The organism is Curvibacter fontanus (genome assembly GCF_054780335.1).
Window position 1 is genome coordinate 126,378 of sequence record NZ_BAAGWN010000007.1, and the last position, 12,164, is coordinate 138,541.

At 66.6% G+C, this 12,164-nt stretch carries 12 protein-coding genes, 1 pseudogene and 1 riboswitch; of the genes and pseudogenes, 4 read left to right on the forward strand and 9 right to left on the reverse strand.

Going from position 1 to position 12,164, the window contains the following annotated elements:
* Positions 1 to 121 precede the first annotated feature (121 nt).
* Entirely contained in the window at positions 122 to 1,153 is a 1,032-nt protein-coding gene (gene gntR, locus ACYVH8_RS04720) for an HTH-type transcriptional regulator GntR (protein WP_460487727.1), read from the forward strand.
* A 9-nt stretch (positions 1,154 to 1,162) separates the two neighbouring features.
* Here gntR and ACYVH8_RS04725 read toward each other — a convergent pair whose 3' ends face one another.
* The 6 genes from ACYVH8_RS04725 to ACYVH8_RS04750 form a co-directional block, all read right to left on the reverse strand.
* Positions 1,163 to 2,434 (reverse strand): D-amino acid dehydrogenase, encoded by a 1,272-nt coding sequence (locus ACYVH8_RS04725; protein ID WP_460487728.1) that lies wholly within the window; start codon positions 2,432 to 2,434, stop codon positions 1,163 to 1,165.
* A 172-nt stretch (positions 2,435 to 2,606) separates the two neighbouring features.
* A riboswitch (glycine riboswitch) is annotated at positions 2,607 to 2,705 on the reverse strand.
* A gap of 308 nt (positions 2,706 to 3,013) precedes the next feature.
* Entirely contained in the window at positions 3,014 to 3,565 is a 552-nt protein-coding gene (locus tag ACYVH8_RS04730) for a diguanylate cyclase domain-containing protein (protein WP_460487729.1), read from the reverse strand.
* Positions 3,566 to 3,585: 20 nt separating this feature from the next.
* Positions 3,586 to 4,125: a peroxiredoxin gene (locus ACYVH8_RS04735; protein WP_460487730.1), complete on the reverse strand. Its 540-nt coding sequence runs from the start codon at positions 4,123 to 4,125 to the stop codon at positions 3,586 to 3,588.
* Entirely contained in the window at positions 4,122 to 5,432 is a 1,311-nt protein-coding gene (serS, locus tag ACYVH8_RS04740; protein WP_460487731.1) for a serine--tRNA ligase, read from the reverse strand. Before serS ends, ACYVH8_RS04735 begins: the two co-directional genes overlap by 4 nt.
* 48 nt (positions 5,433 to 5,480) lie before the next feature.
* Positions 5,481 to 6,419: a 4-hydroxy-3-methylbut-2-enyl diphosphate reductase gene (gene ispH / locus ACYVH8_RS04745; RefSeq protein ID WP_460487732.1), complete on the reverse strand. Its 939-nt coding sequence runs from the start codon at positions 6,417 to 6,419 to the stop codon at positions 5,481 to 5,483.
* An 83-nt stretch (positions 6,420 to 6,502) separates the two neighbouring features.
* Positions 6,503 to 6,952, reverse strand: coding sequence for an FKBP-type peptidyl-prolyl cis-trans isomerase (locus ACYVH8_RS04750; RefSeq protein WP_460487733.1), 450 nt, complete (start codon positions 6,950 to 6,952; stop codon positions 6,503 to 6,505).
* Positions 6,953 to 7,076: 124 nt separating this feature from the next.
* On the opposite strand from ACYVH8_RS04750, the gene radC reads away from it, so the two are divergent.
* On the forward strand, positions 7,077 to 7,751 hold the full coding sequence (radC, locus tag ACYVH8_RS04755; RefSeq protein WP_460487734.1) for a RadC family protein: 675 nt from the start codon (positions 7,077 to 7,079) through the stop codon (positions 7,749 to 7,751).
* A complete protein-coding gene (locus ACYVH8_RS04760) occupies positions 7,751 to 8,392 on the forward strand; it encodes a Smr/MutS family protein (protein WP_460487735.1) in 642 nt (213 codons plus the stop codon). The genes radC and ACYVH8_RS04760 overlap by 1 nt, the downstream gene beginning before the upstream one ends.
* A 56-nt stretch (positions 8,393 to 8,448) precedes the next feature.
* Here ACYVH8_RS04760 and ACYVH8_RS04765 read toward each other — a convergent pair whose 3' ends face one another.
* Positions 8,449 to 8,853 carry a group II truncated hemoglobin gene (locus ACYVH8_RS04765; RefSeq protein ID WP_460487736.1) on the reverse strand — a complete coding sequence of 135 codons (405 nt, stop codon included), beginning with the start codon at positions 8,851 to 8,853 and terminating at the stop codon, positions 8,449 to 8,451.
* Between the two features lie 146 nt (positions 8,854 to 8,999).
* Positions 9,000 to 11,519 (reverse strand): ABC transporter permease, encoded by a 2,520-nt coding sequence (locus ACYVH8_RS04770; protein WP_460487737.1) that lies wholly within the window; start codon positions 11,517 to 11,519, stop codon positions 9,000 to 9,002.
* A 238-nt stretch (positions 11,520 to 11,757) separates the two neighbouring features.
* On the opposite strand from ACYVH8_RS04770, the gene ACYVH8_RS04775 reads away from it, so the two are divergent.
* Entirely contained in the window at positions 11,758 to 12,090 is a 333-nt protein-coding gene (locus ACYVH8_RS04775) for a hypothetical protein (RefSeq protein ID WP_460487743.1), read from the forward strand.
* Here the strand turns inward: ACYVH8_RS04775 and ACYVH8_RS04780 are convergent.
* Positions 12,047 to 12,164 (reverse strand): annotated as a pseudogene (locus tag ACYVH8_RS04780) (IS5-like element ISCARN85 family transposase); the annotation flags it as partial. The gene ACYVH8_RS04775 and the pseudogene ACYVH8_RS04780 sit on opposite strands and share 44 nt — an antisense overlap.

Below are 12,164 nucleotides of genomic sequence, written 5' to 3' on the forward strand. Positions count from 1 at the left end.
GATGGGTGCCATTTAAAAATTCTCAAAGGAGAAAGTTTTGAATAACGATGGCGGATCCGAGATGGATAGCGCTATCATAATCATCAACCATCAGCCCCTGATCAGTAATAACCCTCAGCCGATGAGCCCCCCACCCGCCCGCAAAAAGACCCGCGCCACCGGCCGCGTCACCATGTCAGACGTGGCCCAGCTCGCAGGCGTGAGCCTGATGACCGTCTCTCGCGCGCTGCGGGGTGAACGGGCGGTTGATCCGCAGCTGGTCACCAAGGTGCAGGCTGCCGCCGACAAGCTGGGTTACATGCCCGATCCGGCCGCCAGGGCCCTGGCCTCCAGCCGCAGCAGGCATGTGGCGGTGCTGATCCCCATGCTCTCCAATGCGCTCTTCGTGGACCTGCTCGAGGCTGTGCAGCACACCCTGCACCCGGCCGGTTACCAGACCCTGATAGGCATCACCCACTACGACCCCGTCGAGGAAGAGCAGTTGCTGCGTGAACAGCTGTTGCACCGGCCCGCCGGCATCCTGGTCACGGGCATGGAGCGCAGCGTAGCCACCCGCAAGCTGCTGCAGCAAAGCGGCGTGCCCTGCGTGCACCTGATGGAGGTCGCGCAGCAACCCGGCATCTACAGCGTGGGCCTGTCGCAGCAGGCGGCCGGCGCGGCCATGACGCGGCACCTGCAGTCGCGCGGCCACCGGCGCATCGCCTTTGCCGCCGCCCAGCTGGACCCGCGCACCCTGCAGCGCCTGACGGGCTGGCGCCAGGCCATGGCCGAGGCCGGTCAGCACGAGGCCGCACTGGAGTGGCTGAACCCCGCCCCCTCCTCGCTCGCGCTCGGCGGCCGGCTGTTTGAGCAGATCATGCGGCAGCAACCCGCGGTGGACGCCATCTTCTTCTGCAACGACGACCTGGCGCAGGGCGCCCTGCTGGCCGCCCTGCGGCTGGGCATCCGCGTGCCGCAGCAGGTGGCCATCGCCGGCTTCAACGACCTGACGGGCAGCGACCAGATGCTGCCGCCGCTGACGACCATCCGCACGCCCCGAGCGCAGATCGGTGAAGCCGCCGCGCAGATGCTGCTGCAGCTCATGACCGGGCAGCCGGTGCCCTCGCACTCGATCGACCTGGGTTACCAGCTGATCGAGCGCGGCAGCACCTGAGCCGCAGCGTCACCCCTGCTGCGGCAAGGCGGCACCCGCCACACGCACACCTGGCGCCGTGCCCGCATAGGCCTGCTGCACCACCCCGGCCACCATGTCGGCCGTGACGGCCGAGAGTGTCCAGCCCAGGTGGCCGTGGCCCGTGTTGTAGAACACATTGGCGGCACGACCACGGCCCACGCGCGGCATCATGTCCGGCATCATGGGCCGCAGGCCGGCCCAGGGCACGACCTGGCGCGTGCTCACGCCGGGGAAGCACTGGTTCACCCAATCGGTGAGCGGACGGATGCGGTCGGCACGGATGTCCTTGTTGTAGCCGTTGAATTCCGCCGTGCCGGCGACGCGGAAGCGGTCTGCGCCCAGGCGGCTGGTGACGAGCTTGGTCTCGTCGTCCAGCAGGCTGACAGTGGGCGCGGCGGCCTGGCTTTGCGCGTCCAGCAGGTTCACGGTGATGGAGTAACCCTTGACCGGGTAGACGTTGACACGGTCCCCCAGCTGCGCAGCGAAAGCGCGGCTGAGCACGCCGGCGCAGACCACCACCCCGTCGAAGCGGTGGGTCTGCGGCAGCCCGTCCACGCAGGCGGTGACGCTGGCGCTGCGTCCGTCGCTGCTCAGTTGCTGCACGTCCTGCCCGTACAGGGTGTGCACACCCAGACGCTCGGCGGCGGCGGCCAGGCCCACGGTGAACTTGTGGATGTCACCGGTGGCGTCGCTCTCGGTGTAATAACCGCCGTAGTAGCTGCCGGCCAGCCTGGGCTCGATGGCGCGCATCTCTTCGGGCGTCACGGCGCGCCGCGGCAGGCCGCCGGCCGCCAGCAGCTTCGAGACCTCGCCCGCGTGCTCGAAGCCTTTCCTGTCGCGGTAGATGTGCAGGATGCCCCGGCGCTTGAGGTCGAAGTCCACGCCCTCGGCATTGGCCCAGGCGTAAAGATGCTCACGCGCAGCCACGGCGAGCTGCGCGGTGGCGATGGTGTTGCGGCGGTAGTGCGGGATGTTGGCGATGAACTCGGCAAACCAGCTCAGCTTGTGCCAGCTGGGCTTGGGATTCACCAGCAGCGGCGCATCGCTCTTGAGCATCCACTTGAGGCCCTTGAGGATGGTGGAGGGATGGTTCCAGACCTCGGCATTGGAGGCGGACAGTTGCCCGCCGTTGGCGAAGGAGGTTTCCATCGCCGCGTAGCGGTTCTTCTCGAACAGGGTGACGGCAAAACCGCGTTTGGCCAGGGCGTAGGCAGTGGTGACGCCGGTGATACCGGCGCCGATGACGGCGATCGACTTCATGAGTACAGGCTCCAAACGTCATGGGGGTGGGGTGCGCGGCACACCATGTGCCATGCACGCCCCCTCTGTTTGGTACCTGAGAGATTCACGCGGCCTGCATGTCGATGGACGGGGCAGCGCTTGCTCCTGCGGTGGGCCGGGTGACGAGATCCGGCCGCTCTTCAGAGTTCGAGAGATCCGATCGGTCCTTTTGCCTGAGAGTTTCCGGGGCGGTTGCTCCTTCGGCGCTGCAAGCCGCATAAAGCGCTGCAGTCTCTCCCGATCTGATCGGGCCACGGGTGTGACCTGTGCGTATTCTAGCGCCCTGTCCCTGATGTGTGAAATAGTTAGGGACTCTCTACATAACTCCCGTCATGCGCGTTCGAGTCCAAAACGGGAAGATTTGGCCGCCAAGACCACACAGCGTGTGCTGCAGCACACGCAAGGGGTTTGGTGGGCAAAGGGCNGCATCCGCGAAGCGGATGCGTGACGCGGCGTTGCAGAACCAGGCAAGCCGTCCAGGCTTGCCTTGGGTTTTGCGCCTTGCGGCTCATCCCGCAAAAGCCCGGCCGCGCGCGACGCGAGTTATGCAGAGAGTCCCTAGGCCATCCAGTCCTGCGAGACGATGCTGTCGCGCCCCATGCGCTTGGCCTGCTCCAGCGCGCCTTCGCACAGCTCGACCAGCGCCTCGGGACCGGTTTCGCCCGTCGGCGTGAACGCGGCCACGCCGATGCTGACGGTGACGATGCCGCCCTCACCGCCACTGTGCGGCATGGCCAGGGCGTTGACCAGCAAACGCACACGTGCCGCCACCACACGCGCGCCCACCTCGTGCACGGCCGGCAGCAGGATGGCGAACTCGTCATCGTCGTAACGCGCCACCATGTCGGCCGGGCGGAAGACAGCACGTGCCAGGGTCGTGGCGATCCGGTTCAAACGCTCCTCGCTCAGGGTGGCCGTGTGGGTGTCGGCATAAGCGCGGAAGTGGTCCACGTCGATCAGCAGCAGGGACAGCGGCTCTGCCGCGCGTTGCGCACGGTCCCACTCCTGGGCCAGGCGCCCGTCAAAAGCGGCGCGGTTCACCACCTCGGCGCTGCTGGCCTGGGCCCCTGCCATGGGCTGTCCGGACTGGGCTGGGGTCTTGGCAGGCATGGCTCGGGCTCGTCCGTATTTCAGCGGCGCAGCTGGAGCTGCTTGAGATCCGCCACGATCTCGGCGGAATGCCTGGCCGTGTCCACCGAGCGGTAGGCCTTGGCCATGCGCCCCTGGGGATCGATCACGAAGGTGTAGCGCTTGGCGAATTTGTAGACCAGCCAGTCCGACAGGGTGCCGTAACGCGCGGCCACCTCGCCTTTTTCATCGGCCAGCAGAGGGAAAGGCAGTTTGTACTTCTGCGCGAAGGCCGCGTGCGAAGCGCTGCTGTCCACGCTGATGCCCACCACCTCGGCGCCCAGGGCCTGCAGCTGCAGCCAGTCGTCGCGGAAGGTGCAGGCCTCTTCGGTGCAGCCCGGTGTGTCGTTCTTGGGGTAGAAATAAAGCACCAGCCACTTGCCGCGCCAGTCGCCGAGCTTGCGCGTCTTGCCCTGCTGGTCGGGCAACTCGAAGTCCGGTGCGGGCTGGCCCGCTTCGGGCACCGCCGCCTGCGCAACGCCCGCACCGAGCACCGCGCTACCGGTCAGCAACTGGCACAGGGTGCGCCGGCGCGAGTTCACGGCCGCAGTTCCTTGAGGCCGCGCATATAGGGCTGCAGGGCCGCGGGGATTTCCACGCTGCCGTCGGCGCGCTGGTAATTCTCCAACACAGCCACCAGGGCGCGGCCCACGGCCAGGCCGGAGCCGTTGAGCGTGTGCAGCAGTTCGTTCTTGCCCTGGGCGTTCTTGAAACGCGCCTGCAGGCGGCGGGCCTGGAAAGCCTCGCAGTTGGAGACCGAGCTGATCTCGCGGTAGGTGTTCTGCGCGGGCAGCCAGACTTCGAGGTCATAGGTCTTGGCGGCACCGAAACCCATGTCACCGGTGCACAGGCTCATCACGCGGTAGGGCAGGCCCAGCTTCTGCAGGATGGCTTCGGCGTGGCGTGTCATCTCTTCCAGCGCCTCGTAGCTTTTCTCCGGGTGCACGATCTGCACCATCTCGACCTTGTCGAACTGGTGCTGACGGATCATGCCGCGCGTGTCGCGCCCGTAACTGCCGGCCTCGGAGCGGAAGCAGGGCGTGTGGGCCGTGAGCTTGAGGGGCAGGTCCGCTTCGGCCACGATCTCGTCGCGCACGAAGTTGGTCAGCGTCACCTCACTGGTGGGGATCAGGTAGAGCGCCACGTCCTCGGCCGCGCCCTCCTGGCCGCCCTTCTTGGCGGCGAACAGGTCTTCCTCGAACTTCGGGAGTTGGCCCGTGCCGCGCAGCGTGTCGGCGTTGACGATGTAGGGCGTGTAGCACTCGGTGTAGCCGTGTTCCTGCGTCTGCACGTCGAGCATGAACTGGGCCAGCGCGCGGTGCAGGCGGGCGATGCCGCCCTTCATGACCGTGAAGCGCGAGCCCGTGAGCTTGGTGCCGGTGTCGAAGTCCAGGCCCAGCGGTTCACCCACGTCCACGTGGTCCTTGACGGCAAAGTCATACTGCTTCGGCGTGCCCCAGCTGCGCGCCACCACATTGCCGTGCTCGTCGCTGCCCACGGGAACGCTCTCGTGCGGCAGATTGGGCACGGCCAGCAGCAGGGCCTGCATATCGGTCTGGATCTGCTCCAGGCGCGCGGCCGAACTTTCGAGCTCACCCTTGAGCGCGTTGACCTCGGCCTTGGCCGCTTCGGCTTCGTCTTTTTTGCCCTGACCCATGAGCGCACCGATCTGTTTGCTCAGGGTGTTGCGCTTGTTCTGCAGTTCTTCGGTGCGGGTCTGGATGGTCTTGCGCTCGGCCTCCAGGCCGCGGAACTTGTCGGCATCAAGAAAGGGCTGCGGGTTCTTGCGCGTCTGCAGGCGCGCCAGCACGCCGTCGAGGTCTTTGCGGAGCAGGGTGAGGTCTAGCATGGGGGAATTGTAAGTTGGCGATCGCTCAGGCCTTGAGACTCGAGATCATCAGGCCTTCAAGCCTTTGGGCAGGGGGAACTTGATGGTCTCCTCGATGCCGTCCATCTTGCGCACCGCCACGGCGCCCAGCGCCCGGATGCGCTCGATTACCTGCTGCACCAGGATTTCCGGGGCCGAGGCGCCGGCCGTCAGGCCCACGCGGCCCTTGCCCTCGAACCACTCCGGCTTCAGCTCCTCGGCGCTGTCCACCATATAGGCGTCGGTCCCCAGCTTCCTGGCCACCTCGCGCAGGCGGTTGCTGTTGGAGCTGGTGGGGCTGCCCACGACGATGACCACGTCCACCTGCGGACTCAGCAGCTTGACGGCGTCCTGCCGGTTCTGCGTGGCGTAGCAGATGTCCTGCTGCTTCGGGCTGCGCACCTGAGGGAAACGGGCCTTGACTGCCGCCATGATGCCGGCCGCGTCGTCCACGGAAAGCGTGGTCTGCGTCACCACGGCCAGCTTGGCCGTCTGCGCGGGCCGCACATGCGCCACGCCGCCCTCGTCCTCCACCAGGTGGATGCCGGAATCGAGCTGGCCCATGGTGCCTTCCACTTCCGGGTGGCCCTTGTGGCCGATCATGATGAACTCGTAGCCTTCCTTGTGCAGCTTGGCCACCTCCACATGCACCTTGGTCACCAGCGGACAGGTGGCGTCGAAGATCCGGAAGCCGCGCGCCTGCGCCTCCTGCTGCACGGCCTTGCTCACGCCATGGGCCGAGAACACCAGCGTGGCACCGGGCGGCACGTCGGACAGCTCCTCGATGAAGATGGCGCCCTTGGCCTTGAGGTCGTTCACCACATAGGTGTTGTGCACGATCTCGTGGCGCACATAGATCGGGCGGCCGAATTTGGTCAGGGCCCGCTCCACGATCTCGATGGCGCGGTCCACGCCGGCGCAAAAACCGCGCGGTTCGGCCAAAAAGATCTCGGCCCCCACGCTTGTCACTTCGTGTCCTGCGCTGCCCCCCGAGGGGGCCTTCGCGCCTTGGGACGGCCCGGCGGCGCTCATATCTGCCTGCGAACCCATGCTCATAACACCCCGATCAGTTGCACTTCAAAGGTCACGGGCTGGCCCGCCAGCGGGTGGTTGAAGTCGAACAATACAGCCTCTTCGCCCAGCTGGCGCACCACACCGCCGAATTGTCCCTTGCGGTCCGGCGTGGGGAACTGCACCACGTCGCCCACCGCGTATTGCTCGTTGGGGTCACCCAGCTCGCGCAATTCCTTGCGCGAGAGCCACTGCTGCATGTCGGGGTTGCGCTCGCCATAAGCCCCCGGCGGCAGTTGCAGCGTGGTGTGCACACCCTCCTCCAGGCCCAGCAGTATCTGCTCCACCCCCGGGGCCAGTTCGCCCGTGCCGATGGTCAGCGTGGCCGGCTTGCCGCCGAAGGTATTGATGATGTCACCGGCCGGCCCCGAGAGGCGGTAATGCAGCGTGAGGAAGGAGCCGGGCTGGACCCGGGCAGGGGTGGCGTTCATGAAAGTCCCGATAAACTGGGCTCCATTGTAAAAACTTGTCTGTCCGCTCACCCTGAGCTTGTCGAAGGGTCTTTCCACCCTGCGTGAAACCGGCGTCGACAGGCTCAGCCCGAACGGTCATCCTATGCCCCTCAAAGACCTCCCCCCCGACGCGCGACCCCGCGAAAAGCTGCTGGCCCGCGGCCCGGGGGCGCTGTCTGATGCTGAGCTGCTGGCCCTGCTGCTGCGCACCGGCCTGGCCGGCAAGGGCGTGCTGCAGCTGGCGCAGGAGCTGCTGGACAGCTTTGGCGGTTTGGCCGGCCTGCTGCACGCGAGCGCCGACGACCTGAAACGCATCAAGGGCCTGGGCCCGGCCAAACGCGCCGAACTGGTGGCCGTGCTGGAGCTGGCCCGCCGTGCCCTGGCCGAGCAATTGCGCGAACGCGCCGCGCTGGACACCCCCCAGGCCGTCAAGGACTACCTGCAGCTGCACCTGGCCAACAAGAAACACGAATGTTTTGCCGTGCTGTTTCTCGACAACCAGCACAAGCTGCTGGCGCTGGAGGAGCTGTTTCGCGGCACCCTGGCGCAGACCAGCGTCTACCCGCGCGAAGTGGTGCTGCGCGCCCTGCACCACCACGCCGCCGCCGTGGTGCTGGCGCACAACCATCCCAGCGGCACGGTGCAGCCTTCGCGCGCCGACGAGGCCCTGACCCAAGCGCTGAAAGCCGCGCTGGCCCTGGTCGACGTGCGCGTGCTGGACCACATGATCGTGGCGCCGGGCCTGGCGCTGTCCATGGCCGAGAAAGGTCTGGTCTGATGGTCACCGTGAAGTCCTTGGCCGACCTCAAGCAGGTCAAGAAAGAAATAGAGGCTCAGGCCAAGCGCGAAGCCGAGCGCAAGGTCGAGGCAGCGAAAAAAGCCCGTCAGGCCACAGCGGACAAGGACCTGTTTTTGCAAGCCGCAGGCAAGGTGCAGCCCCTGGCCCAGCCCGCCAAGGTTCAGCTCAAAAACACCAAGCCCCCACCGCTGCCCCTGCAGCACCAGCTGGACGAGCAGGCCGCGCTGCAGGAAACCCTGAGCGACGAATTCGACATCAGCACCCTGCTGGAAACCGACGAGCACCTGAGCTACCGCCGCCCCGGCATCGGCCCCGACGTCACGCGCAAGCTGCGCCGCGGCGACTGGGCCATCCAGCGCCAGCTCGACCTGCACGGCCTGCGCACCAAAGACGCCCGCGAAGCCCTGGGCCAGTTCATCCGCGAGGCGCACCAGCAGGGCCTGCGCTGCGTGCGCGTGGTCCACGGCAAGGGCCTGGGCTCACCGGGCAAGACCCCGGTGCTCAAGGGCCGGGTGCAGAGCTGGCTGGCGCAGAAGAAGGAAGTGCTGGCGTTTGTGCAGGCGCGGCCGGCGGAGGGTGGGGCCGGCGCCGTCGTGGTTCTTCTTCAGCCCTCCGCTTGATGGGGAGGGTTTGGGAGGGGTGAGCGTCAATACAGCGCAAAGCGCAACACTCCCGGCTAGCCGGGAGTGTTGCGCATCCAGTCCGCCGTCCCGGAAAAAGACTCGCGCAGTTTGCCGCGCAGTTCCTCATCGATGCCCACCTCCCCCATGGCCTGGTCCATGCAGGCCAGCCACTGGTCGCGTTCGACCAGGCCGATCTTGAAGGGCATGTGGCGCGCGCGCAGGCGCGGGTGGCCGAAGCGTTCGGTGTAGTGCTGCGGGCCGCCGAGCCAGCCGGTCAGGAACCAAGCCAGTTTCTGCCGCGCATCCGTCAACTCGCTGCCATGCGCGGCGCGCAATTCCTTGTAGCCCGGCTCCAGGTCCATCAGGTCGTAAAAGCGTTCGACCAGGGCGTGGACCTTGGCCTCGCCGCCGATCCATTCGAAAGGGGTGGCGGGTTGGGTTGGATGTTCTGCTGGCATGGTGTGGGTTCGTGATGACGCCCGCTGGCGCGGGCATGACTTCGCCGCTGCGCGGCATCGATGACGAAATGACTGAAGTCATGCGGGCGTAGCCCGCGTCATTGAGGACGCGCAGAGCGGCGAGGTTATTCCGTCATTTTGTCATCTCAAGAGGCCGCCTGTCGCAGTGTCTGCACCACCGGTCGGCGCAGCACGCTGCGCAGGCCCCACCAGCCGGCGAACCAGGCCAGCAGCGCGCCGCTGACGGCCCCGACGGGCAACAGCCACCAGGTGACCGTCCATTCGAAATTGAAGGCGTAACGCGCCAGCGCCCAGCCCACCACGGCCGAAACCACGGCGGCCAGCGCCCCGGCCAGCGCGCCCACACCCGCCAGTTCGGCGCGCTGCACCTGGCGCAGCAGGCCGCTGCCCGCGCCCACGGCGCGCATGATGGCGTATTCGCGCGCGCGCTCCTCGCGCGTGGCGGTGACGGCCGCAAACAGCACCACCAGACCGGCGGCCAGCGTGAAACCGAAGAGAAACTCCACCGCGCGGCTCACCTGCTCCAGCACGCCTTGCACCTGGGCCAGCGTGGCGCTGAGGTCCACCACGGTGATGTTGGGAAACTGGCGCACCAGCGCGCTGTCGAAGCCGGCCTGTCCGGGCGCGCGCAACGCAGCCAGGTAGGTGACGGGCAGGTCGGGCATCCGGCTCACCGGGTAGAGCGCGAAGAAGTTGGCCCGCATGGAGCCCCAGTCCACCTTGCGCAGCGAGGTGATGGTGCTTTCCTTCTGCAGACCGGCGATGTCGAAACGCAGCTTGTCGCCGAGCTTGAGGTTCAGCGTCTTGGCGATGCCCTCCTCCATGCTGATGCCGTTCGCGTCTTCCGCCGTCCAGCGGCCGGCGACGATGGGGTTGTGGCCCGGCGGCTGCGCGCTGTGCGAGAGATTGAACTCGCGTTCCACCAGGCGCTGGGCCCGGTCGTCCTCGTAGTCCTGCGCCTGCACGGGGCGGTCGTTCACGGCCACCAGGCGGCCGCGGATCATGGGGAACCAGTCGTAGCCCGTCACACCGGCCTCGCGCAGCTGGTGCTGGAAGGCCTCTCCCTGGTCGGGCTGGATGTTGATGACAAAACGGTTGGGCGCATCGGCCGGCGTGGCCTGGCGCCAGCTGCGGATCAGGTCGGTGCGCAGCAGCACCAGCAGCAGCAGGGCCAGCAGGCCCACGGCCAGGCTGCTGACCTGCAGCACGGCGTAGATGGGCCGCGCCGAGAGCTGACGCGTCGCCAGCACCAGCCAGCGCGGCGCGGTGTTCTCGCGCACCACACGGCGCAGCAGCAGGACCGCGCCCCAGCTGGCCAGGGCAAAGATCGCCACGGCGCCGCCAAAGCCCCCCACGGTGATGAGCCCCAGCTTGATATCGCTGCTGGCAGCCAGCAGCAAGACGGCAAACCCCAGCACCCCCAGCGCCAGCACACCGATGGACATGGGCCGCAGCGTGCCCAGGTCGCGCCGGATCACACGCAGCGCCGGCACCTGTGCCAGTTGCAGCACCGGCGGCAGACCGAAGGCCAGCATGAGCGTGAGGCCCATGCCCAGGCCGAAGACAACGGGCCACAGGCCCGGCGCGGGCAGCGCCGTGTCCACCAGGCCGGCCAGCAGCAGCACAAAGATGTGGTGCACGGCCCAGCCCAGGGCCACACCCAGCACACCGCCGGCCAGGCCCACGAGCAGGAACTCCAGCGCATGGCTGCGCGCGATGGTGGACTGGGACAGACCCAGCACGCGCAGCATGGCGCAGTCGTCCAGGTGCTGATTGGCAAAAGAGCGCGCGGCCAGGCCCACGGCCACGGCGCTCAGCAGCGCGGCCAGCAGGGCCACCAGGTTGAGGAATTTTTCGGCACGCTCCAGCGTCTGCGCCATCTCGGGGCGGCCGCCCTGCAGGGCCTCGATGCGCACGCCGCGCAATTGCTCGCGCTCGACGGCCTCATTGGCGCGCTTGACGAAGGCATTCACCACCTTGTCCTCACCGGCCACGGCCAGGCGGTAACTCACGCGGCTGGCCGGCTGCACCAGTTGCGTGGCGGCCAGATCGGTCTGGTGGATCAACGCACGTGGCGCGAAGTTGATGAAACCGGCGCCGCGGTCCGGCTCCACCCCGATCAGGCGCGTGATGCGCAGGGCCGATTCACCGAGCAAGAGCTTGTCGCCCACCTTGAGGTCCAGGGCATCAAGTAGGGCCGGATCGGCCCAGACCTCACCCGGCGCCGGGATATCGCGCGTGGCTGCCGCCGGCGTGCCCGCTTCGGTGCTGACGGTGAGTTTGCCGCGCAGCGGGTAACCCGCCTCCACCGCCTTGAGCGAAACCAGGCGCGTGGCGCCGCCCTGCTTGTCGTCGGCGCGCGCCATGGTCGGAAAGCTCAACGAGCCAGAGATCTGCAGCCCGCTGGATTTCGCCAGCGCCAACAAGGAAGCCGGCGTGGGGTTGTCGCTGACGATGACCGCATCACCACCCAGCAACTGGCGCGCATCGCGCTGCATGCCGCCTTTGAGCCGGTCGGCAAAAAAGCCCACGGCGGTGAGCGCCGCCACCGCCAGGGTCACAGCCAGGATCAGCAGGCGCAGCTGGCCTGCACGCAGGTCACGCCAGAGGGTTTTCCAGGCGAGTCGCCAGAAGGAGATGTTCATGACCGGGAGCTTAGGGGATTTTCCTGCCCTGTCGGCGATACGGGGCTATTCATCGCCCTGCGCTGTTGGCGGAGAGGCCTTGCCGCGAGGTACGCCTGGAAATGCGAGGGCGAGCTTGTTGGCCGCATCGAAGATTTCAGATATAAATCAAACACTTACAGGCACTAGGGGAGTCGCACATGATGATCATCCAGTCATGTTGGCCCGCACTTTTGCGGTCTATATTTAGTTGAGTCCCATGTCAAACCCCACCGCCTACCACCAACTCGGCCGATTCATCGTCGGCTTCCAGCATCTTGAAAATACTGTCACCGAACTCCTTGTGTTGCTGGGCGACACGGACAGCGAGGCAGTTCTTATCCTAATAAATGAACTGGCGTACAACCAGAGACTCAGAACCGCAGATGTGTTGTTCTCCCGTTTCGTGGATATTCGAAAAATCACCGATCCCTCAAGCAAGGCAGCGTTTCACGATCTAATGGTTGAGTTGGGCAACCTGGGACAGAGGCGCAACGAGTTAGGGCCTGTTAACACAAACCACGAAGGCCATCTGCCACGAGCACGAAGCTGAGAAAGCCAAGAAACATTGCATCGAGTTTCTCGAACCGAGAGAAGATGCGTCGGTAGCCCTTGAGCCGCCTGAAC